General features: G+C 52.0%; 25 protein-coding genes. 16 read left to right on the top strand and 9 right to left on the bottom strand.

The window, feature by feature from the left end:
• The first annotated feature begins 176 nt into the window (after positions 1-176).
• Entirely contained in the window at positions 177-455 is a 279-nt protein-coding gene (locus F7C38_03465; GenBank protein MCE4600606.1) for a hypothetical protein, read from the top strand.
• 68 nt (positions 456-523) lie between these two features.
• The gene (locus F7C38_03460; protein ID MCE4600605.1) at positions 524-1141 is read left to right on the top strand and encodes a hypothetical protein; all 618 of its coding nucleotides are present in this window, start codon (positions 524-526) and stop codon (positions 1139-1141) included.
• On the opposite strand, the gene F7C38_03455 is transcribed toward F7C38_03460, so the two are convergent.
• Together F7C38_03455 and speD are read right to left on the bottom strand one after the other, a co-directional pair.
• Entirely contained in the window at positions 1138-2385 is a 1248-nt protein-coding gene (locus F7C38_03455; protein ID MCE4600604.1) for a M20 family metallopeptidase, read from the bottom strand. The genes F7C38_03460 and F7C38_03455 overlap by 4 nt on opposite strands.
• 169 nt (positions 2386-2554) lie before the next feature.
• Entirely contained in the window at positions 2555-2932 is a 378-nt protein-coding gene (gene speD / locus F7C38_03450) for an adenosylmethionine decarboxylase (GenBank protein ID MCE4600603.1), read from the bottom strand.
• A gap of 127 nt (positions 2933-3059) precedes the next feature.
• Here speD and F7C38_03445 point away from each other — a divergent pair, with 127 nt between their 5' ends.
• The 5 genes from F7C38_03445 to F7C38_03425 are packed head-to-tail and all read left to right on the top strand — an operon-like array spanning position 3060 to position 6958.
• Positions 3060-3989, top strand: a complete 930-nt coding sequence (locus tag F7C38_03445; GenBank protein MCE4600602.1) for a flippase-like domain-containing protein — start codon at positions 3060-3062, stop codon at positions 3987-3989.
• Positions 3943-5247 carry a glycosyltransferase family 4 protein gene (locus F7C38_03440; protein MCE4600601.1) on the top strand — a complete coding sequence of 435 codons (1305 nt, stop codon included), beginning with the start codon at positions 3943-3945 and terminating at the stop codon, positions 5245-5247. The genes F7C38_03445 and F7C38_03440 overlap by 47 nt, the downstream gene beginning before the upstream one ends.
• Positions 5153-5908 carry a polysaccharide deacetylase family protein gene (locus F7C38_03435; GenBank protein ID MCE4600600.1) on the top strand — a complete coding sequence of 252 codons (756 nt, stop codon included), beginning with the start codon at positions 5153-5155 and terminating at the stop codon, positions 5906-5908. The genes F7C38_03440 and F7C38_03435 overlap by 95 nt, the downstream gene beginning before the upstream one ends.
• A 35-nt stretch (positions 5909-5943) precedes the next feature.
• Positions 5944-6735 carry a hypothetical protein gene (locus F7C38_03430; protein ID MCE4600599.1) on the top strand — a complete coding sequence of 264 codons (792 nt, stop codon included), beginning with the start codon at positions 5944-5946 and terminating at the stop codon, positions 6733-6735.
• The gene (locus F7C38_03425; GenBank protein MCE4600598.1) at positions 6719-6958 is read left to right on the top strand and encodes a hypothetical protein; all 240 of its coding nucleotides are present in this window, start codon (positions 6719-6721) and stop codon (positions 6956-6958) included. The genes F7C38_03430 and F7C38_03425 overlap by 17 nt, the downstream gene beginning before the upstream one ends.
• On the opposite strand, the gene F7C38_03420 is transcribed toward F7C38_03425, so the two are convergent.
• Positions 6909-8369 carry a nodulation protein NfeD gene (locus F7C38_03420; GenBank protein MCE4600597.1) on the bottom strand — a complete coding sequence of 487 codons (1461 nt, stop codon included), beginning with the start codon at positions 8367-8369 and terminating at the stop codon, positions 6909-6911. The two genes, F7C38_03425 and F7C38_03420, sit on opposite strands and share 50 nt — an antisense overlap.
• Positions 8370-8374: 5 nt before the next feature.
• Complete coding sequence (locus F7C38_03415; GenBank protein MCE4600596.1) at positions 8375-9106, bottom strand: slipin family protein; 732 nt, start codon at positions 9104-9106, stop codon at positions 8375-8377.
• A 210-nt stretch (positions 9107-9316) separates the two neighbouring features.
• Here F7C38_03415 and F7C38_03410 point away from each other — a divergent pair, with 210 nt between their 5' ends.
• On the top strand, positions 9317-9760 hold the full coding sequence (locus F7C38_03410) for a Holliday junction resolvase (protein ID MCE4600595.1): 444 nt from the start codon (positions 9317-9319) through the stop codon (positions 9758-9760).
• A gap of 5 nt (positions 9761-9765) precedes the next feature.
• Here F7C38_03410 and F7C38_03405 read toward each other — a convergent pair whose 3' ends face one another.
• Positions 9766-11346: a PINc/VapC family ATPase gene (locus F7C38_03405; GenBank protein MCE4600594.1), complete on the bottom strand. Its 1581-nt coding sequence runs from the start codon at positions 11344-11346 to the stop codon at positions 9766-9768.
• Positions 11347-11419: 73 nt separating this feature from the next.
• Between F7C38_03405 and F7C38_03400 the strand changes: the two genes are divergently transcribed.
• Entirely contained in the window at positions 11420-12295 is an 876-nt protein-coding gene (locus F7C38_03400) for a hypothetical protein (GenBank protein ID MCE4600593.1), read from the top strand.
• A 42-nt stretch (positions 12296-12337) separates the two neighbouring features.
• Here the strand turns inward: F7C38_03400 and F7C38_03395 are convergent, their stop codons facing one another.
• Positions 12338-13510: a tRNA sulfurtransferase gene (locus F7C38_03395; GenBank protein ID MCE4600592.1), complete on the bottom strand. Its 1173-nt coding sequence runs from the start codon at positions 13508-13510 to the stop codon at positions 12338-12340.
• On the opposite strand from F7C38_03395, the gene F7C38_03390 reads away from it, so the two are divergent.
• The 3 genes from F7C38_03390 to F7C38_03380 are packed head-to-tail and all read left to right on the top strand — an operon-like array spanning position 13510 to position 16006.
• On the top strand, positions 13510-14001 hold the full coding sequence (locus tag F7C38_03390; protein ID MCE4600591.1) for a hypothetical protein: 492 nt from the start codon (positions 13510-13512) through the stop codon (positions 13999-14001). The genes F7C38_03395 and F7C38_03390 overlap by 1 nt on opposite strands.
• Before the next feature lie 6 nt (positions 14002-14007).
• Positions 14008-14880: a hypothetical protein gene (locus F7C38_03385; protein MCE4600590.1), complete on the top strand. Its 873-nt coding sequence runs from the start codon at positions 14008-14010 to the stop codon at positions 14878-14880.
• Positions 14881-14932: 52 nt separating this feature from the next.
• On the top strand, positions 14933-16006 hold the full coding sequence (locus F7C38_03380; protein ID MCE4600589.1) for a hypothetical protein: 1074 nt from the start codon (positions 14933-14935) through the stop codon (positions 16004-16006).
• A gap of 5 nt (positions 16007-16011) precedes the next feature.
• On the opposite strand, the gene F7C38_03375 is transcribed toward F7C38_03380, so the two are convergent.
• Positions 16012-16284: a hypothetical protein gene (locus F7C38_03375; protein ID MCE4600588.1), complete on the bottom strand. Its 273-nt coding sequence runs from the start codon at positions 16282-16284 to the stop codon at positions 16012-16014.
• 65 nt (positions 16285-16349) lie between these two features.
• Here F7C38_03375 and F7C38_03370 point away from each other — a divergent pair, with 65 nt between their 5' ends.
• The gene (locus F7C38_03370; GenBank protein ID MCE4600587.1) at positions 16350-17213 is read left to right on the top strand and encodes a class I SAM-dependent methyltransferase family protein; all 864 of its coding nucleotides are present in this window, start codon (positions 16350-16352) and stop codon (positions 17211-17213) included.
• Positions 17210-17821, top strand: coding sequence for a hypothetical protein (locus F7C38_03365; GenBank protein ID MCE4600586.1), 612 nt, complete (start codon positions 17210-17212; stop codon positions 17819-17821). Before F7C38_03370 ends, F7C38_03365 begins: the two co-directional genes overlap by 4 nt.
• Here the strand turns inward: F7C38_03365 and F7C38_03360 are convergent.
• Positions 17799-18803 carry a hypothetical protein gene (locus F7C38_03360; protein MCE4600585.1) on the bottom strand — a complete coding sequence of 335 codons (1005 nt, stop codon included), beginning with the start codon at positions 18801-18803 and terminating at the stop codon, positions 17799-17801. The genes F7C38_03365 and F7C38_03360 overlap by 23 nt on opposite strands.
• A gap of 131 nt (positions 18804-18934) precedes the next feature.
• On the opposite strand from F7C38_03360, the gene F7C38_03355 reads away from it, so the two are divergent.
• Positions 18935-20308, top strand: coding sequence for an MmgE/PrpD family protein (locus tag F7C38_03355; GenBank protein MCE4600584.1), 1374 nt, complete (start codon positions 18935-18937; stop codon positions 20306-20308).
• Here the strand turns inward: F7C38_03355 and F7C38_03350 are convergent.
• Positions 20305-21522: a hypothetical protein gene (locus F7C38_03350; protein MCE4600583.1), complete on the bottom strand. Its 1218-nt coding sequence runs from the start codon at positions 21520-21522 to the stop codon at positions 20305-20307. The genes F7C38_03355 and F7C38_03350 overlap by 4 nt on opposite strands.
• A gap of 76 nt (positions 21523-21598) precedes the next feature.
• On the opposite strand from F7C38_03350, the gene F7C38_03345 reads away from it, so the two are divergent.
• The gene (locus F7C38_03345; protein ID MCE4600582.1) at positions 21599-22018 is read left to right on the top strand and encodes a CTP-dependent riboflavin kinase; all 420 of its coding nucleotides are present in this window, start codon (positions 21599-21601) and stop codon (positions 22016-22018) included.
• Positions 22019-22104 lie beyond the last annotated feature (86 nt).

Here is a 22104-nt window from a genome sequence, read left to right as displayed (position 1 = left end):
CCTGCCTTCACGTAATACTAGTACCTCCTACTAAAGGAGTCTGTTTAACCCAACACATAATAAAGGTCTGGGTATTAGTATTCTAAGTAGAGGTAGTAAGGCCCCAGAGACCACGCTAGAAGGCTGACTTGGGGACAGGGAAGATCCGGCAACAGTGAAGAGAGGTGGCAAGGGAGATGGAGCCAAAGAACGGGAAAGAATCGGTGCTCTGCCCGAAATGCAAGGTCCCAATGGTATACATGATGGAGGCCGAGAAAAACTCTACTGGCAGGAGGATTACAAGATACTACCGATGCCCAGTATGTGGGACTAAGATAATAGTAGAGAAGCTACTGATCAAGCCTGTTAACGGGAAGCTAAGGATCTACGATCTAATGAATGGGAGCCGGGAGATAGTATATGGAAGGCCTCTGCCAGCCAAAGTTAAAAAACAACAGAGAAGACGCGTCAAATAACCAAAACGCCAACCCCATATTATTTCTTAGACCGGTAATCTAGAGAGCCACGGCCCCGGTGTCAGGGGGTGAGATCGACCAGGTTGAAGTTGAAAGGGCTTATACAGGATCTAAGAACCGTGACCAGAATCTACAGCGACGTTAAATCGATAGCGAGGAGGATGTTCATAACCAACAGCATAGATAGCATAGTGGCGGCACTGGGAGTGAGCGTAGGAGGATACGGGCCAGAAGCCAATATGAAGCTACTAGCCATGGGGATCATAGGCGGCGGCGTAGCCATGGGCGCTATAAGCGCCATGCTGGGAGTCTACCTGTCTGAGAGGGCTGAGAGGCTCAAGGAGTACAAGGATCTCGAACGCAAACTGGCCCATACTCTTAAAGGGAGTATTCATTGGAAGGCAGCTAGGCTTATACCATTATATGTAGCCCTATGGAGCGGTTTTGGAGCTCTGATATTTCCCTCTCTTATAGCCCTCCCGCTTATACTGGCTAGCATGGGCCTAGTCCTGCCATACCCGGCTTACCTCGCCTCTCTCGGTGTAGGGCTTGCGTCGATGGGTGTTTTGGGCTGGTACCTTTCAAGGGTGAGCGGCGAGAACCCCCTTCACTCTATACTCAGAGCCCTCGGGATGGGTCTCCTGGCGATCCTGATCGTCTCGGTGCTTAAGGTTGCAGTCGTCTAGCTCCACAGCGATCCATCCACTATTAGATAATAGTAGATTCCAACGAGCTTCTCTAGTTCGCGTAGATCGATGAACTCGTCCGGCGCGTGAGCCGTCTCCCCGCTGGGTCCATAGGCCAGAGTCTCTATCCCCTTCATAGTATAGTACCGTAGATCGAGTCCTCCGGGGCAAACTACAGGCTCTCCGAGGCTCACTCCGACTCTCTGCGCAGCTGTCTTTAGAGCGTTATACAATTCTTTAGGCTCGTTTATGGCAGGCTCCATTTCACTAATGTATTCGATTCTATACTCTAGGCCGTGGAGCGTGGACAACCACCTGGTGATAGCCTCTATCTCGGCTTTGACATCGCTAACCTTCTCTTCAGGTATCAGTCTTCTATCTAGGGTGAAATAGAATTCTCCCGGCACCTGGTTAGTCTTACCCCCGCCTTTTACGCCGGCCTCGCCTCCTATCATGACCGTGGGGTACATGGACTCTTCGGGTATCGTCTTGTACCTGCTTTTCCTGGTCGATAGGATGGGTGTATAAGTTTTCTGTAAGTCTATAGCCAGCTGGGATGCGAGTAGGAAGGCGTTCTTCCCCCTCCACGGGGTGCTTCCGTGGGCGTTTTTGCCTATGACTGTTAGGCGCGTCCATAGGAGGCCCTTATGACCGTTCCATGGGTGTTGGAGCCCGCTTGGCTCGGGGATAATTACGTAGTCTGGGAGTTTTTCTTTTAGGACCTCGTCCACTAGGTACTTGGTGCCACAGTCGCCACCGATTTCCTCATCGGGGACTAGTGCTATCTCAACGTTGTGAAATGCTTTACCGTTTGATGCCTGCAATGCTTTAACGGCACCTAGGACGGCTGCGATGCCTCCCTTCATATCTATAGCTCCTCTTCCATACAGTTTCCCGTTGACTATGACCGGGTTGAACGGGCTGGTGACTCTCCATCCCTGTCCACCGGGGACTACGTCATAGTGCCCATTAAAATGAAGAGTTTTATTGGAGGATCCGTTGATCCTTGCAAGAACTATGTAGCGGGGATTCTTACCGGCTCCGGTGCAGTGTCTCTCCTGGTATTCTCCCGGAACCTTGATTGTAGTCACATGATCCGCGATTCTTGACAGTTCTTCTTCGAGGAGTGACGCGATTTCGCCATAATGTTCGCCGCGTGGAGATACGCTTGGGATGGAGATGAGTCTTTTGAGTATATCTACTGCGTACTCGTATCCCTCTCGAATGTGTGCGGGTCTACTCAATTCGTCCTCATCGAGTAGTATACAGGATGTCGTATCGTGGATATAACGTCTACCGGCTGGCATGCTAGGGTGATGGCGTGTGGGTAAAAATATCGGGTTGGCTTGAGGCTGCGGCTCCTGTAGTGGCGACAATCCCCCGGGAGACTATAGCCTCCCCCGGGGGCGTTTCCTATTCCAGGCTCCTATCGGTGAAGCCGCTCTCTACCTTTTCCGGCTTTAACACGTCTACTATGTATTCGAATGCTGTCTCGGGGTCCGTGTGGCTACCGCAGCTGTATACATCGACTGTTGCGAACCTGTACTCGGGCCATGTATGTATCGTTATGTGGCTCTCTAAGATAACGGCGACTACGCTCACGCCTTCCCCTATTTTCCACGACTTGATGTCTAGGATTGTCATGTTGCCGGCTTCCGCTGATTTCCTGACGATCTCCTCTAATGTATGGGGGTCGCGTAGGGCTTCCACGTTATTGCAGTTTATGAGGTTACCGTATACGTGTTTTCCTATGACTTTTGCCTCCTCATATCTCGCGTATTGCATCTCCATGAGTAATCCCCCCTTATTAACCCCCAGCAGTAGAGGAGGGGGGTATATGAAGAAATTAAAGCTTGACCCCCTGGCACCTGGTCTAATAGGCCTTGGAGGAGCTGATGTCTATAGAGCGGTGTCTCAGGTGAGCATCAATACAACTAATGTAATATATAATATAAGGATTTTTGGTAGTGCTGTTGGCAGTGGAGTAGCAACATACATGCTAGCGGTGATCATATACGTAGCCAGTACGCTGCTCTGGGCTCTAAGATGGTACCTTTCCCTAAAGAGGCTGGGAAGCAGAGTCACTTTCCTAAACGTCTATACAGCGATAATGGGAGGCATACTATTCAACAACATAACACCGAGCCTCAAATTCGGCGGGGAGGGTTTCAGAGCGGGCTGGCTAAGGGCCACGGAAGACGTGCCCGTAGAGAGGTCATTTATCACCATAATCTACGAGAGAGTCACGGAGATCCCGGGGGTCGCGACTGTTCTTGTGCTAGCATTATTCTCGGGCACGGATAGATTATCTACCCTAGCGGCGAGCCTGCCCGCTATAGTGGGATTAGCACACATGCCGACTATGATCCGGGATAAGATATCCTCTGTCAAGAGAAGACTAGGAGGGGACGTGAGGTTCCTACTCCGGGATTGGAGCCTAACACTCACGGCGTCCTCTATAGGTATAGCCATATGGCTGCAAGACATCGCCAGATTCTACCTCATCGCGTCGAGTCTAGGAGTCCATTTATCGTTAGGCAACGCCGCGGTCCTCTCGTTGGGTTATCTGTTATTTGGAATGGGGCCCACGCCTGGAGGTATAGGATTCGTTGAAGGCGGCCTTGTATCGATCCTTGCGGCCATGGGCGTGCCGCTGAATAAAGCTGGCCTCATAGTCTTGGGCGAGAGACTTATCTCCACAGTATTAGCTAGTCTACTCGGAGTGATCCTTGTACTCCTGAGGGGCGGGATTAAATTATTCAGGGAGGCCTCTAGGATCGCGAGGGAGAGGAAGATAGTAGTTGGAGACGCTGAGGATAGCACTAGTATCGGACTGGTATATGCCTAGAAGAGGAGGCGTCGAGACGGCTATCTATAATCTAGCCAAGACGCTAAGGGATCATGGACATGATCCAATCGTAGTAACTCACCAGAACAGGGTATTAAGGGACCCTCCCTTGGTTTCATACGACGATGGTATACCGGTCGTTAGGTTCAAGCTCCCCCTAAGGGGTGACGATTATACTATATCCCCTAAAGCAGCTAAACTCCTCTACAAGTTCCTAAAGTACAACGGTGTCGATCTAGTCCATGGCCACAGTGTTTTATCTCCATTCGCGAACATGGCGGTGCATGTCGGCAAGGGAATACTAGGTATACCAACGGTGCTGACACACCATAGCCTCATTAGCAGCGAACTTAGGGTTTGGCATAGCATCCTCCTCAAATACGGTGTTTACAGGGCCGACGAGCTAACAGCGGTATCGAAAGCCGCTGGCAGGGACCTGGAAGAGATAGTCCCTGCGAGGAAGGTCCGTGTAACACCCAATTGCATGGATATAAGGGGGTGGAGGAGTGTTGAGGCGCTAGAGCTGGAAGGAGACCCTGTGCTTCTATACGTAGCGAGGCTTATACCTAGGAAGAATCCCTTCCTAGCCCTAAAGGCTTATGAGGGTGTTGTAAAGGAGAAGCCTTCGGCCTCGCTCTATATAGTTGGTGGGGGGTCTCTGGAGCGTGAGATAAAAGAGTACGTTGAGAGGAAGGGGTTGCGTAGAGCGGTTCTCGTCGGCCCGGTCGACCGCCGCATGGTTGGAGGGTATATGGCTGGTTCGGATCTTTTCCTAGCCACGGGGCGTAGGGAGGCCTTCTCGCTAGCAAGCCTAGAGGCTATGGCGCTGGGGCTACCTGTGGTTGGCTTTAGCGGTACTGGCGTTGAGGATCTTGTAACTGACGGTTTTAACGGGTTCCTAGCCTCTACGGAGACCGAGTTTATAGAGAAGGCCCGCATTCTTAGCCTGGACGACGATCTCCGCCTTATGTTCTCCCGGAGATCACTATTGGCCTCTGAGAGATACGACTGTAATAACGTGTATCCAAGGTATTTAGAGGTGTACAGGAGTGCCCTGGAGAAGTGCTCCAGGGAGAAGAGATTCCTCCTCTATAGACTCTATAGGCTAGTTAGAATGGATCCGGTAAAACCCGGTGAATGGTGTGAATACAGGCGGGAGTGCTATGAGGGGTTGCAAGCTGAGAAGGGTGGTATTCCTTACATTCGACGTAGAGCCGGACGCTCCACCATACCAGTCTCAGAGCAATCTCGGTATTAGGGAGGGCCTACCCTGGATTCTAGACTTCCTACGCGAGACCGGGGTTAAGGCTACATTCTTCGTGACTGCCGGCTTGGTAAGGGCTTTAAGCTGGTTCGAGGAACTCGTTAACGATATAGTTGATGAGGGACACGAGATTGGTAGCCACGGGCTGGACCATTCTAGACTGGATAAGCTTCCCCTGAGAGAGGCGGCGAGGCATATCCGGGAGAGCATAAGGATACTATCGAGTTACAGTGAAATACATAGCTTTAGAGCTCCTAACCTCCAGCTACCAGAGCAACTTCTACACGTGCTCGTAGAGGAGGGTGTTAGGGTAGATTCAAGCATCGCATCCTATAAGTCGGGGAGGGTAACGGAGCCCTTCTGGTATAGTGGTAGACTCCTACGAGTCCCAGTGACGTCTACAAGTAGCACGATACGCTTACCCGGGCCCCTAGCTATAAGGGCGACACTGCCGGGGAAGAGGGACTTTTATTCACTATTCTATCATCCATGGGAGTTCGTCAGGATAAGGAGAAGACCGATATATAGGCCCGATATATGGCTCGGAACAGGCAACCATGCTAGGCGCATGCTAGCTCGTATAGTAAAAGACGCTATTTCCAGCGGATTCCGGTTCGCACTAATGAGGGAGGCCCTCCGTTTATGTAGTGTATAGTGTATTAGCCTCTAACAAGCAGTTGGTAACGGTGGTTGGCGAGGGTTAGAGACTTGGCCTCGGTCGGCATGGGCGCGGTAACAGGCCTTTACTCTACCTATTCGTTCCAATCGGCGATCCTGATTGATAATAAGAGCGTGTACGATAATGTGAAGAAGAGCCTAGAGGCGGTATCGTCGGAGAGGGAGGGCTATAGTGGGGTCCGGTCAGTGGTGGGGAGCTATGGCGACACCCGCCTTGCACTAGTATATACGCCTTCATATCCACAGGCTATAGCCGAGGTCGTGGCCGAGCTATACCTCCTCGGCGCTAGGAGGGTTATACTGATAGGCAGGGGATATAGGCTCTCCAGAAGGGTAACGCCTGGCTCGGTTTTAATAGCGCTTGGTGCGGTTCCGCGTGATTCCGTTTCAAGGAGGATCGCGCCCAGCGGCCTGCCTCTCTTGGCAGCGCAGGCCCTATACTCCAGGGCTAGGTCTGTATCAATGGTCCGCTTCCCCGATCTGGAGTGGATTTACGGGTTAACAGTTACATTGGACTCGGCTAGGATGAAATGGACGTTGCCCGAGGCCGAGGAGTTCGTGGGGACAAGAGGAGTCTTCACATTGGAATCCATGGTTGCGCCGCTCTACGCGCTTCAATACGAGTACACGAACCTAGAGGCCCTTGCATTCGTAACCGCGTTCCGGCAATACAGTAGGGTCCTGACGCCGCTTGAGTCTCCGGCCGAAACATATACTAGGCTCTTAGAGCGGGAGTCCAAGATACAGAGCATACTATACACCGTTGCGTTGGAGACGCTCTCGTCGCGTGAAGAAGAGGGCTAGGAGGCTGGGGGGCCGCGTGTTGAAGGCCGAAAGAGAGGCCAGGGATATAATTGATGACATTATGGTTAGGCTTGAGATGCTTGAGCGAGAACTCTACTCTTTCTCCAGGGATATAAGGTATAAGGGTAGAATAGCCAGGATCCGGGACTGGATGGACGATATACACGACCTGCTTATAGAGTTGAAGCACGCCTCTGAGAGCTCTCGGCCTTCTCGACAATAAGCAGAGGGCCATCTTTAGCTATAACCCTTACAGTGTCTCCCGGCTCTATGACTTGGTCTCTCGATACAGCCTTCCAGTACTCTCCATCCACGAGCACGAAGCCCGGTTCCTCCGGGGTTATCCTGTCTATAGCCTTCCCGGTCTCCCCTATTATACTCCAGACTATCGGCTTCCTCCTTCTAACCTGCAAGATCTTATACACGGTGAAGGCGGTTATTACAGCGAAACTCGCCCCGATCGCGTACACGGCTTTTATGAGAGAGCTAGCGTATTCGGGAGAAATAGCGAAGCCCGTGCTACTGAGGGGCAACAGGGCTATGCCAAGGACTATCATTGCTATGCCAGTCCCGCCGATTATCCCGAATCCAGGCGTATAGAACTCTATCAACAGTAGTAGCGCTCCTAGTCCAAGCAGGACTAGGCTAGCGGTATTCGGGTTAAACCCGGTCCCCACCAGGCCCATTATCAAGAGCAGCGCCCCTATAGCCGCCGAGGCATAATGCCCCGATGCCAGCCCGAAGAGGACGATCAGCATGCCTAGAGACACTAGAAGGCCTGAGAGCAGGGGGTCGGAGAGCGTGTGCAGGAGTGTCACCCTGGGGCCCGGAGGGACCCTCTCTATAGATCCGTCGAGTGATATCAGAACCCTATCTCCCGAGGGGAGGGCTACAACACTCCCGTTCACCTTACTAATCAAATCGCTAAGGCTCCCAGCAACGAGGTCGATTATATGATAGCGTAGAGCCTCCTCGGCCCCGTAATTATCGTTTTTTAAGACGAATCTTACAAGGGCGGTCGCGTTTCTACCCCTAGTCGCACCATGCTCACAGAGTACTTTGATTATCGGATTTATTATCTTCGACTCGTTTATAGGCTCATAGCCTCCCGTCGAGGGATTATACGCTACAGGCTGGAGGGACCCTATAATCGTCCCTGGCTGCATAGCAGCTATATGTGTCGACACAAGTATCAGTGTGCCCGCGCTTTCAGCCCATCGATCCGTGACGTATCCTATAACAGGGACCCTAGCTCTACTTATATTGGTTACAATGTTCAGCGCCGCGTCTAGGTAACCACCAGGAGTGTTTAGCCTTAAGACCAGGACCGCGTTTTCCCGCTCGGCGGTTCTTATAGCCGAGTTCACGTAGTCCATCATTGCGGTATCGATCACGCCAGTGACGTCTATGTAGATGGTTTTAGGGCCTACTATCCTATCGTATTTCGACCCCCTTGGAAGTATTCCATACTTCTTCTCCACGTTCCCACAGTACTTCCTGCCCAGGTCTATCTTTTCGCTCTTCATAGTAGTCGCGGTTGTGTTCCCGGATTCTGCGCTAGCAACTATGATAGACGCCGCTAGGAGCGCCATGAAAAAAACAGTGATTACCAGCCTAGAGTATTGGCGCGTCATAGCGTCTACTCCCTTTTGCTCTTCTGCTTCTCCACGGCGGAGGCCACGCCAATCATCTCACTCATCGTAGTCTGAAGCCCTGCCCCGGAACTGACTACTATCAGGTTCTTCTCCTTAGCTATCTCGACCAGGGTCTGCAGCTCTCTGAGCCTCAGCGCGGCAGGGTGCTTCTCGTAGAATTCGGCGGCTTCCGCCATTATCTTCGCCGCTTGCCTCTCTCCCTCGGCCTCGATTATCCTGGCCCTTCTCCACCTCTCTGCCTCGGCCTGTTTTGCCATGGCTCTTAGCATCGTTTCTGGTAGCTTGACTTCTTTTAGCGTCACAGCTGTTACCTTTATGCCCCACGGGTCTGTTAGGATGTCGAGGATCTCTTGGAGCTTCTTATTTATCTCCTCTCTCTTCGTGAGTAGGTCGTCTAGTTCCACCTGGCCTATCACGTCTCTCAGGGTTGTCTGGGCCAGCATGAGGACTCCGTAGTGGTAGTTTTCTATCTTGGTCACGGCTTTGACTGGGTCGAACACTTTGTAGTAGACGACGGCGTCGACTCCGACCGTGACGTTATCCTTGGTTATAGTCCTCTGCTCTGGCACGTCTGCCGTCACGATCCTAAGGTCGACTTTTATGAAGTTGTCTACAAAGGGTATTATGAAGAATAAGCCAGGCCCCTTTGCCCCTAGAAGCCTGCCAAGCCTGAATATGACAGCCCTCTCATACTCCTTAACGACTTTTATGCTCATGGATAGGAATATCAGGAGTATGAATAGAACTACCAGTAGCTCTATTATCGAGGAAGAGACCTCGGGCACGCCGGCAGCCTGCAATAGGGTGAAGAATCTCTCCAGCAAGCCAGGCACCTCGGTGATCATTCCCCCAGTTACACCTTTTATAGTTAGACTAGGATATATCGATATACCAGTGGATCTCAGCCCCTAGACTGGTAGTAGAGGATGGGTAGTAGATTTGGAAAAGCCATAGCGTCGCGCCTAGAAAACGAGCTGGCAAACATACTCTGGGACATGGGCTATGCAGTCGTACGGGGTCCCTCAAGTGGTTCGGGAACTAAGAGGAGATACCAGCCGGACCTAGTCGCGGTGAAGAAGGGAGTCGTACTGGTTATTGAAGCCAAGAAGGGCCGTCGTGGAAAGCCTGTATACGTGCCAGCCCGCCAGGTCAAGGGTTTGAGGGAGTTCGCTGTAAGGGCGGGTGCGATAGCCCTTGTAGCGGTTAGGCTGCCTGGATCGGTGGAGTGGCGGATTCACAGGCTAGAGGACTTACCACTTACCCCAGGTGGTAGCGCTAAGATCGCCGTCCCCGAAGATGGCCTTCGCCTGGAGGTCTTCGATGAACTCATGTTTCCTAGACATAGGAGGTTAACGGAGTTCACCGGCTAAGGCCTCTAAAAGGGTATAATTCTAAGCTCGTATCCAGCCTTCTCAGCCAGCTTCCTCAGCCTCTTGATTCTCCTGGCGGTGAGCTTTGGACTGTAGCGTGGCACCCTTACTAGGATGACCCTGTCTCGTATCTCGACCGCAGCGTCAGGCAACATCTTCAGGATGTGCTTTTCCAGGGACTCTGCCTGCTTCTTCCCCTTCTCCTTTACCGGGACCACCATAGTCTGCTCTCCGAAGGTGTATATCTCGTACTCAAGCTCTCCTGTGAGGAAGTCTTTCACCTCGACCACTGGCCTGGAGAGTTCTGCCTCCCTGAGGCCTGTAGGCAGCTTTACCGTCATTGAGAGCTCGTATACCTTCTCCACTTGGCCTTCGTTGATGAATATCACAGTGTCTATTATACTCGGGATCATGCCTAGTTCCACCCTTCGTATGAACCTTTGTACAGCGTCTATCGGCGTTGTAGCGTGGACTACCCCGACCATTCCAATCCCGGCTAGCCTTAGGTCGACGTACAGCTGGAAGTCCTCATCGCTCCTTAATTCGTCGTAGAAGGTATAATCGGGCCTGGATAGGAGGAGTATATCATGTAGCTCTCCCAGGTCTGCATAGTTCTTAGAGTACTGGGTCACCGTCGGGGGTAACCGCATGTCTCTAGGCGATTCTATGGTCTTCACTATTTTACCCTTACTAGCGTAGAACTCGGCTAGCGCTTGGGCGAACGTGGTCTTACCCATTCCGGGGGCTCCCGCTATCAATATTCCCTCGGCTCGTTCTATGAGCCTATTAAGCAGTTTCTCCGGGATGTTATAGTCGTCGAGGCTGAGCTTGGCTATTGGCCTAACAGCGGTTATTTCCCAGCCCTCGCTTAGCGGGGGCCTCGTTATGACTATTCTATAGTCGTGTAACTGTACTATGGTCGATCCGGGCCTATCTATCTCTACGAACCCGTCTTCCATCCGGGATGCGGCCTCGACCACCTCCCTAGCTATTTCCTCTATATCCTTGCGTGTCATCGGCTCGCTGGAGATCGCTACGAACGCCCATTTACCGGGCCTGCCTATCTTAGCTAGCGGAGGGGCTCCTTCTTTCAAGTGAACGCTCATGGTCTTGTCTGTGAAGTAGTCCTCTATCCTAAGCCTCCTCCTCCCCGTGTCGGCTGCAAAGAGCACGGGGGTTCCCATAGCTTTTGCTGCACTCACCTGTATTCTATCACTAGTCACGAGCACCGCTCCCGACTTCCACGCGTAGTCCCTGACAATCTTCTTCACGGAATCTATCGTCAATTCCCTCGGGTACCTAGTTTCATCGTCCACAACCATCACTTCTACCGTATCGGTAGCCTGTGCTAAGAGCCTAGAGAGCTCGCTTAGACCAGTGAATCCATGAGATAGGCCTCTTCTAGCCTCAGAATATAGGAATTCTACGATAGCCTTGTGGATAATTATCCTACCAGCCACTTCGCCGCGCTGGATAAGCCTCAGCAGGGAACCGTCTATCACGGAGTCTATATCGGCTACGTAGAGTTTCTTCTCTTCCACGCGCAATCCCCGGTTAAGCCGTGTTACTTCATTTATTCCCAGCATTAACAAATGGCATTATGTAGGCCGTATAAGCTTATCATTAACTCGATTGGAGTCGATCTATCGGGTGTCGGCGTTGTTCGACGTATTGGTTACGGGCTCTATACTGTACACTGGGCAAGATATCATCCGAGACGGCTATGTCTACATAAAAAATGGTAAAGTGATCGACTTCGGCAAGGCCCCGGTACCCGAGGAGTATACGTTCGTGAATTTAGTCCTCGGCGGGACTGGCAGGATAATCGCGCCAAGCCTCACCGCGATAATAGATGCGGTATCATACCCCATAAGGATGAAGCAACCAAGCCTTCCGGAGAGACTAGCATTCTATGAGAAACTGGGCGTCTCAGAGGCCGTAACCCTCGCACTACCAGCGGTATACGAAGCCCACATGGCCGGGATAGGCCACGTTATAATAGAGTATACGAGCCTAGAGTTGCCCAACAGGTTGCTGGCCGAGGTCGGAGGCAGGTATGGTTTAGCATATCCCGCGTGTAAAGGAGAATCTATCGCTAGCGAGGCTCAGGTAGTTGTACCCCTTGAGGGCGAGGGATGTACTGGCGAAGGTCTAGTACACGTAGAGGGTCCCTCAGGGAGTATAGGGGGAGAGAAGGTTCTCGCGTTATTCAGGAGGCTTACGTATTCCAGGCTTGAGGGGGATCCTCTAGAGGAGTCCAACAGGTTGAGGCGCGCTATAGGATTGGGCCCCGCCCGGATAGAGAAGGGTGCCAGGGCCGAGATAACGGTTTACGACGTCTCCAGGCCCCCGGGCATGTTCCTCGACTATGCTAATGTAGATATCATAGAGAAGATATACGTCTCGGGTGCCCGCCTTGAGACGCTACTGGTCGGAGACTCTATACTAGTAGACCAGGGAGAGCACCTCTACATAGTCGAGAAACACTTCTCCGAGGCTAGGAGGAGGGGAACGAGGCTCTTGGAGCGTCGCTGATCGAGGGCGTCTCCATCCCCACGGTCAGAGTGAACGCTGCGCTCATCCGCCTATCTCAACTATACTAGCCGTAACCCTATATTTCCCAACGGCTTTATCCAGCTCCTCCCCGAATATAGCGGGGTCCCCCCTCGGGGTAGGATCAACGCCCAGACTACAGGTCTCCACCTGCCTGCTGACACTCTCATACAGGCCTATATCCCTTACAAGCCTCATTACGTCATCCTTGTCCATACCAGACACCGGCCTGATAACGGGGAGCTCCATGGACGAGCCAATTAACCTCATGTTCCTAACCGTCTGTGTGGCCACCTGCCCTATGCTTTCCCCAGTAACCAGAGCCTCGTACCCATTATTCAGGGCTAGCTTCTGGGCCTCTATCAACATTAGCCTCCTCAGCACGAGAACCCTATACTTAGGCCTCACACTGGAAGCGACAACCCTCATAGCATCCCTGAAGTCAACTACATACATCTTCAGCCTCCTACCATAGACCCACTCTCTAGCCATGAGCCTCGCCGTCTCCACAGCGTTATCCAGAGCCTCCTTCACCCCGGCATCGAAGTATACTAGGTCAGCGGGGGACCCTCTACGCATGACGAGCCAGGCGGCAGCCGTTGAATCGAACCCCCCGCTATAGAGTACCAGTGTAGGCTCCTCGCTACCAAGAGGCAGTCCCCCGGGTCCCTTGATTATGGTGTCGTAGAAGTACGCAGTATGGTCTCTAATCTCTACATAGGCTATGTATTCCGGGTCTCTTAGGTCCACCGAGGCGTTTGTTGAAGCTAGGAGTCTAGAGCCGACTAGCCTCTCTACATCTAGGCTCGTAAAGTCATGGGTACCGCTTCGCCTTGCCGTGACCCTGAACCTCTTTCCTCTAATCCTTTCTGCGAAGTAGTCGCTGGCCTTACTAGCTAAATCCTCCAGGTTTGAGAATTTTACTGCTACTGCTGGCGAGGTCGATTTGACGCCGAAGACTCTAGCCGCCGCCTTGGATGCGGCTGCCACGTCCGTGGGCCTCCTAACTATGATTCTACCCTGTAGTCTTTCTACCAGCCCTTCTAACCCCTTCCTTTCGAGGGCCTCCTTTATGTGGCTAGCCAGCATCTTCTCTAGCCGGGGCCTGGTGTGTCTACCTTTCACGGCTATCTCGGAGTACCTGACTAGTGCCACGGGCTCCATAGTGCCCCCATGGTATATCTGGGGTTCGCGCATTGATTAACCTCCTCTCAACTACTACTCTGGAGAGGAGGTATCGGATGAAGAGGGTTTCGTTTAAGTGGCGCGACGGGTATGTAATCTTACGCGACGACGGTGGCGATCTCGTTGTCGAGGGCTCCAACTCTGTTATAAGGTTTAGCATCCGGGAGGTTGGTGTGAAGGGCCTCTTCCAGGGTATCAGAGAGCACGTCGAGGGTAGACGGGGCGAAAGGAAGATCGTCTACATAGACTTTGCCTTCCCCCTTAAAGGTACAGGAAAGCCCGTCGACATAGTATTTTCGAGACATGTCGACACCTATGTAGGATCCTACGGGGTAAGCTATACCGCTGTAGAGGGGATAGGCTTCTACCTAACCATATACCCACCCCCCGGAGCCCTATACGAGAACGCTGTAGTCTACGACGATGGGATCGCTATAACAACGCTATCCAGGCGCCACGTTTATGTCATGGAGGACGGTATTAGAAGGGTTATCATGGTGTAGCCCTCATTGTTGGCGGGTTTAAGCATCAATAGAGACCGCCTAGAGTGGCTGGCTAGGTTTATGGCCATGCACTATACGACCCAAGGGTCTCCCTCTCCGGCTCCAGTAACCGATCTCTCAAGAGAGGATATAGTGCGATATGCTGTAGTGGCTCATGCGATCGACTACGGCCTAGGTAGTAAACGGCAGCGCCTCCATTCTATCATATTGGAGCACGCCAGGAGCGGTGGATTAACGGCCTTAGAACTGTCCAATATCAAGAGGGAGAAGCTTGGAGACGACATATTTAGGAGCGCTGGGATCAGGGTTCCAGACGTTGACAGGCGCGTCATGCTGTTGAGGGATATAGGGATTAAAGTTTCTAGGATCTACGGCGGAGAGTTTTACAGGCTAGTGGTTGAGTCCCGCGGCCAGCTCGTGTATAAGGGTTATGGTTTCCTGGAACTCGCCGAGGACTTCAAGGCGTACAGATCCCCGGCTAGATCGAAGCCTTTACGCCTGGCCATGGAGCTGTATAGCCTAGGCGTGCTACCCTCCCATGATTTATGGAATGCCGATGTAGTCGTCGATTCAAGTATGCTGGGGCTCGCCATCAGGTCGGGCGTCCTTGAACTTGACGGGGAGATGCTTGAGAGGATCAGTGCGGGGGTCCCTCTGGATCCTAGAGAGGACGTGGTTTTGAGGACTACGACCGCCTATGCCTTTAGGGCCGCGTCCATCGAGGCGGGTCTAGATCCATTTAGCGCTACGAGAGTTCTACGTTATATTTACGAGAGGTATTGTAGCCCCCACGAAATGGCTGAGGAGTGTCTCGCCTCTGAGAGGCCCCTGCTAAGAGTTAGGGACCCTCTACCTCCCGCAGGAGCCTGGTGGGACTAGGGTCTAGATTATTTTCTTCTATTCTATAGTTATGGCATTGGAGTGAAGGGTAATGGCGTCGGGCGAGCTGGATAGGGTTGAGGAGTCCTCCGGCAAAGGGATACCGGTGTGGGGTTACGCTCTGGGAGGCCCCAAGGTCGGATCTGGGCCTGGGGCTTCTGTCAAGGGGGCTCTATGGGTTAGTCTACCCAGAGCCGGTGAGCGCGTGGAGACTCTAGTCCTGTCTGTCGGCGTCTTCGTTGATCCCGACGTTAAACCTCCCCTCTCATGGAAGCTGGTTGTAGACGGTGTATCAGTGTCCAGGGAGTTTAGACCCCAGTTCGTCGCTGAGACCGATAGCGGGGTCTACCTGAAGGCGGTGTACGATGTAAAGCCGATTCTAGCTACAAAGGTTGTTAGACAAGAAAGCCACAAAATCCTAGTCTTCCGTGACGCCGTGCACCCCATAAGGATTGCCGACGTCTTTCTTTATTCCAGGTTTGCCAGCGAGAAGGCTAGCTACTCTGTCTCCTACTGGACTGGAGCCGTGGCACTAGAACCAGGGGATCTATACAAGGTAGACGCCAACATAGGTAGGGGCTTTGGAGGTAAGCGCGTTGCAGGCGTAGTGGTTCACGCGCCCTACCACGACTCCCAGTTCGAGGTTATTGCCGGCGGGTCACGTGTTGAGAGGGTTATGGGTCAGGGAGTTCATTACGTAGAGGTAGGAATCCCTTATAGAGGGTCGCCGATACCGGTTTCCGTCCGATACGTTAACCCGGGGTATAGGTTTTTCCCGAGGATCGGCTTAGTCTCTGAGGTTGTCGTAAGAGAGCTGAGGGCTCCTGCACCGGAGCCTAAGCTCGTGGTTGACAAGGTAGAGACCGTGGGGGATAGAGTTAGGGTTAAGGGTTACGTCGAGAATGTTGGTGACGATACTCTGGGGTCTACGATGCTAGTGGTACTGGCTCTGGGGGCTAGGCTCGCCCGCAGGACTCTACCTCCCCTCAAACCGGGTTCGCGAGTGGATTTTGACGTGGAATTCGATGTATCAAGGCTCCCTGTTAGGCCCTCCAGGGCTAGCCTTAGGCTTATCTGGAGGAGGCTTGGAGAAACCCGGCTCATAGCCGAGGACATATCCATATAGCGGCTCTACAATCGCCCCCTCCTATAGATATACTCCCTGAGGGGCTTGGCCAGGTTATAGCAGTCTAGGCCCTTCTCAATCAGCCCCTCCTCCACTAGCTTATCTATCTTGTCCTGGGGATCCCTCACGCCCATCCTAGTCAACTCTTTGACCGCCCTCAGGTCTCCTACTGATAGATTCTTGTAGAAGTACTCGAATACTATTTTCAGATCTCTGGGCAGCCTACGTGACTTCTCTAGCAACTCCATGGCTCTAGCCATGGTATCATCTATTACCATTACATCTCCCCGGTTATTTACTTGGAGCCAGGCCAGGGTTGAAATCTGCAAGGGGTTCGCAGGGCTTGGCTGGCAGGCTGTTGAAGAGGATAGCCGCTGAGGTGCTGGGAGGGGACAGGGCCAGTAGTATATGGTCGAGGCTCGATATAGTCGGGGATATAGCTATAATCAAGAAGCCGTTTGACGGCAATGTGTCCCTTAGCGATATGGTCAAGATAGCTGAGAGGCTGATCGAAGAGCTACCCTATATTAAGAGCGTGTGGATGGCGGCTACGCCGGTGGAGGGTCCCTACAAGACTAGGGAGTACATACACCTGGCAGGCGAGCCTAGGAGCGAGACTGTATACTCTGAGCATGGATGCAGGTTCAAGGTAGACATAAGGAGGGCCTTCGTCACTCCTAGGCTAAACTACGAGCACTTGCGTGTGGCTGGGCTGGTGAGACCTGGAGAGATCGTGGTCAATATGTTCGCTGGCGTTGGAATATTCTCTGTAATCATAGCCTGTAAATCCACGCCTCGCAAGGTCTATAGCATAGACATCAACCCGGACGCATACAAGTATATGGTGGAGAATGTAGAGCTAAACAGGGTTCAAGGCCTCGTTGAACCGTTACTGGGGGACGCGGCCGAGGTAATCGAGTCTAGCCTATCGAACGTAGCGGATAGGGTGCTGATGCCCCTCCCAGAGCTGGCACTGGAGTATCTGCCTTACGCAGTGAAGGCCCTGCGTGGAGGCAGGGGGTTTATTCACGTTTACCTCCACGTTAGATCCCCTAAGGGGAGCGATCCCTTTAAGAAGGCCGCTATTCTCGTGGGGGAGAGGCTGGAGGAGTTAGGGGTTAGATATAAGGTGGTGGGCGTACGCAGGGTCCGGCCTGTGGGTCCGAGGACGCTGCAGATGGCTGTTGACGTGGTGATCGAGGAGTGACTAGGAGGAGACAGTGGAGCCGGGTCAAGGACGAGGCTATGAGAGTCGCCGTTACCGAGAGAGACGTGGGGTACCTGGACCCGGGGATAGGCGGTTTACTAGACGTATTTAATAGAATGGGGAGACTAGCCACTACAAGCAGCTGTATAGGTAGAATAGCCCTAGTGGAGGGGAAGGTCCACTGGGGCCGGGATGGAGAGTCTAGGATAGTCTATAAGACGCACAACCGCCTTACCCCGGAAGAACTTATCAGGGTTCTTTCGAGAGGCTACCAGAATCTATGGCTGAAGGCAACGGGTCCTATAATGCATGTGAGAACGAATAGCATGGAATGCGCGCGTTATCTATTGGAAAAGGCCAGGGAGCACGGCTTCAAGCACAGCGGGATTATATCCTATAACGGTGGCTCTAGCGGGGTAGTCGTTGAGCTCATGAGTGCAAGTCAAATCTCGACGCCCATGGTGGTGGATGGGGTGATTGTGGTGAAACTGGGTAGGAGGCATTTAGAAGCGCTTGTTAGGAGAGCCAATAGCGCTGTTGAAGAGGGTAGGCGTAGGCTGTCTTCGCTTGCGGGCGAGTTATCTGCTAATCCCGGTGTCTGCGGGTAGAGGCTATGTATTCAGACAGCGGTCCTTTACCCCTGCATTCCGAGCATATCTTTTCTCTGAGGGCGACATCGCACGTATAGGGCTTGTAGTTGCGGGCCTCGTCTAGTAGGATATCCGCCATTAGACTTGTTAGTGCTCTTGGAGCGATTTTTGAGGAGTAGAGGAGTTCTTCTAAGTATTCCGGGGGTGCACCGGTGTTTGCTAGGAATGTTACTAGCATGTAGAATTGGCCTTGTGTCGGTGTTACACCGTTTTTCATATCATTCACTATCTCTCTAATACATGGGGGTATCTTGGCTGGATCGAACTTCCCCATGGTTCTCCAGTCGATTCGGGAGGCCGTCTTCTTTCCGAGTTCTTCTAGTCTTGGAAGGGTTAGTTCGCTGTATGCTCCGGCTAGATCCTCGATATATATTTTTATTTTTAATAATAATAATTCTTCTAGTAGTGTTCTATCCATGTACACTAGCCCCTCCAGTAAAAAGGAATTGACCAGCTTCAACCTGGGCTCGTCTACCTGGCTTGCAACAGATAGATAATCAGGCAAATTCACAGCATACTGGAGCAACCGGGGTATAACACCTTTAGCCGGACTATACAGCCAGTTCAACGCAACACGCCTCTCATACACCCTTAAGCCCAGGCTACGAGCCAGCCTCACCACACCCTCCCTAGTTTCCCTAGAGATAAACCTACGAGCCCTACGGGCCTCGGCCTCAGAGAACCTTTTCAACAAACGTAGCGACCCCGACTTAGCTACTGCGGCTAGCGCGGAATGGAAGGATAGCACCTCCTCCCAGGTATCGCCCCCGATACTGTCGGGGAGCTCGCCGCTCTCTAACACAATAGCGAGTCTCTTAGCCGAGAGTCTCAGGGCCTCATCGTCCTCTAGGAGCTCTTCTATTGGCCCGTAGTAGTCGTGTTCTCTCCTAGCGTATTCTCCTAGATTAACCAGGTAGGGATACTTAGCCTGCCACAGCAAACCGGGACCCTCGCGTACCGACGCCTTGTTAGAGCCTGGAGAGTTTTCGATCCGCCATGTTATCTCAGGTTTATGGGGGAGGGCACATTATATTTACTCGGTATCGATACTCTACGACGTGGTGATGCGTTTTGACGACTATAGCTAGGAGGATAGCAGAGTGGGCTAACTCCCTATCCTACGACCAACTTCCAAGCGAGGTTATAGAAGAGGTGAAGAAGAGGTTTATCGACACGCTAGGAGTCGCCGTAGGGGCCTACAGGGAGGAGCCCGTCTCTATAGCGAGACACATAGCTAGGGGCACAGCGGGATCAAGGATACGAGCCACACTGTGGGGTACGCGTTCGGAGGCGTCGGCTGATCAAGCTGATTTCGCGAACGGGTGTGCAGCACGCTACTTCGACTTCAACGATACATACCTCTCCAAGGAAGCCCTTCATCCTAGCGATTCGATCCCCGCGGTTGTCGCTGCAGCAGAGATAGTTGATGCGCCGGCTGAGAAGGTTATTGAAGGCATAGTAGCTGCCTATGAAGTGATAGGAGCATTAGCCGACGCCTATAGTGTAAGGTCTAGGGGGCTTGACCACACAGTATATATAAATATAGGCAGCGCTGTAGGTGCGGCTAAAGTCCTAGGCCTAGACGTAGCTAAGATGGAGCATGCTATCAATATAGCAACAAACACGAGTCTAGCATTAAGGCAGACTAGGGCCGGAGAGCTCTCCATGTGGAAAGGCTGTGCTGCCGCTCATGCCTCTAGGAATGGCCTCTTCTCCGCTCTACTAGCTTGGAAAGGCATGACGGGCCCCTCTCCGGTATTCGAGGGAGAGTTCGGCTTCTTCAATGTCGCGCTGTGCGGCGATAAATTTGAGCTCCCAGAACTCGGCAAACCAAAGTTCAGGCTTCTAAAGACTAGTATAAAGTACTGGCCTGTCGAGTACCACTCCATGTCTGCAGTAGATGCTGCTTTGAAGATAGTCGAGAAGGTAGGCAAGATCAACCCAGATGATGTTGAGGAGGTCAAGATAGACACCTTTACTGTTAGCTACAAGATAATTGTAAAGGACCCGGAGAAATGGGATCCAAAGACTAGGGAGACAGCGGACCACAGCCTCCCATACATAGTCGCGGCGGCCCTCATCGACGGAAAGATATGGCTTGAAACCTTTAAACCAGAGAGGTATCTCGCCGAGGACGTGCGGAAGCTAATGAGGAAGATGAAGGTCGAAGTGGATCCGAAGGCCGACGAACTATATCCCGATGGGATACTGAATAGAATCACGATCAAGTTTAAGGATGGTAGAACCGTGTCGGAAGAGAACGTCTATCCGCCAGGCCACTTCATGAACCCCTTGGACCGAGGCGGTGTCGAGAACAAGTTCTTGAAACTCGTAACTATGTATGTGGACGAGGATAGGGCTAAGGAGTTCCTGCTGCGTGCGTGGAACCTGGAGAGGGTTGAGAATATAGGTGGGTTGATTAGACTCCTTGCAGTAGAGGACTAGCGTCTCCTCCTTAATCCTTTCGTCTTTTTCTCTATTCCGATAGCATAGTAGCCGCCAATGGTTCCAAGTATGATGCCTATTACGAATACAGTTACAGCTATTGTGCCCTCGCGCTTCACTTTTTCTCTGAGTTTGGCTATTTGATATTCTCTTACCTTGATTTCATTTTTCCAGTAGGATTCGCATCCTTTGTATTCTTCAAGGGTCTTACTAATATTTTTATATTTTTTATTAATATTATTTAATTTATCTTGTAGGATCACCACCGTTTCATTCAACTTAGCTATAATCTCTCTCCCATATATCACCTCCTTGAAGTCGTTCGAGGCCCCCGAATATACTGCTGTAACCACGGTTTCCAGACCACTAGCCAGCAACGCATAGGGCTCATACCCTGCTACGGCCAGCCTAAACGAGATCATATCCCTGCTGCTGAAGACAATAGAATATAGTAGCCCAGTTTCGTTGCCGAACCCGGCTAATGGGTTAGCGGGAAGCGACGCTGGATCGAGCACGCCCACTTGATCCGGCCCGGCTTCTGCCTCGGGCGGTTCCACGTATCCTGCAACCAGACTCGGTATAGTATTATTCTCTGGAGTCCCGATTAGGGCGGCCGAGTGGAGTTTCCCTGTTAGAAGTATCATCTCCGGCCCCGTTATATCGACGTTAAGGGTTTCATCGCTGTATTGTGCGATGGCTTGTTTCCAGTTGCCCGCGTGTTTCTCGTCTATTGGTAGAACGAAATAGACCTTTGCAGGTGTTCCTGATATCTTGATTTTCACGTTGATGTATGGCGTATATGATCCTAGATACAGGGAGAGTTCTACATGTCTATTTAGGGCTTCTCCGGTTAGCTCTATTTTCAGGAGGTCCTCGGTGTAGTTGACTACCGTATAGTTGTCCCATGAAACTCTCTCCACGTTTCCGTTGTCTTGCAATAGAACTATTATTGCGGGCAGCGTCTGGGGATTCACGGTTACGCCTGCATCGCTTCCCTTCTTGATAATGAGAGAGCTAATCTCCTTTAATTCTTTATTTATTATTATTTTATAAAATGTAGTATTTATTATCGTCGTCGCCTCTGTTTCTTTGACTTCGGCATAGGGATTCGGATAATTGTTGTAGAGGGTCCCCTGTGCTCTACTCGCGAGGGGGACGCGAACTAATAACCCAAATACTAATATAATTATGATTATTATAGCTTTCCTCTTCAACTATCACACCGATGCGGTTATGGGCCTCTAACTGGTTTATTATTGTTTAGAGGATTCAGTTAGTGGTAACCGGTGGATGCAACTGCCAGCGAGCACGGGGTGCAGAAGAGAGTTCAAGGCAACCGTATTCACAGGCCTCGGAGAAGGAGCGTTCTACGTAAGCATATACGGGAAAGGATTCCGCCACAAACTAGGGATAACACCCTATCCAGGAACGTTAAATGCAAGGCTAGCCGATGACGATGTAGAGGACTTCAACAAGTGCCTGAAGAGCCTGGAAGGGACTGTGATAGAGCCCCCCGAGATACCCGGGGTCAAGCTAGCCCCCGTAATGGTATACCCGGCTTACATAAACGGAATCCCAGTCTGGATAGTTCGCCCCCAGATAACCGTTTACAAGGAGAATGTAGTCGAGTTCGTAGCGGAGGAAAATTTAAGGGAACTCCTTAACCTCCAAGACGGGGACTTGTTAAGGATTATTCTGGGCGATCCTTGACGCGTCCTACGGCCGTGGAGGAATCTCCCACTCATCAAGCCCCGGAGTGCTCCCGGGGATTCGTGGGAGAGCGGGGGAGTCCACGG

This window comes from Candidatus Thermodiscus eudorianus, from assembly GCA_015521085.1.
Taxonomy (GTDB): Archaea; Thermoproteota; Thermoprotei_A; order Sulfolobales; family Acidilobaceae; genus Thermodiscus; species Thermodiscus eudorianus.
This window is presented reverse-complemented; position numbering and strand designations above follow the sequence as displayed.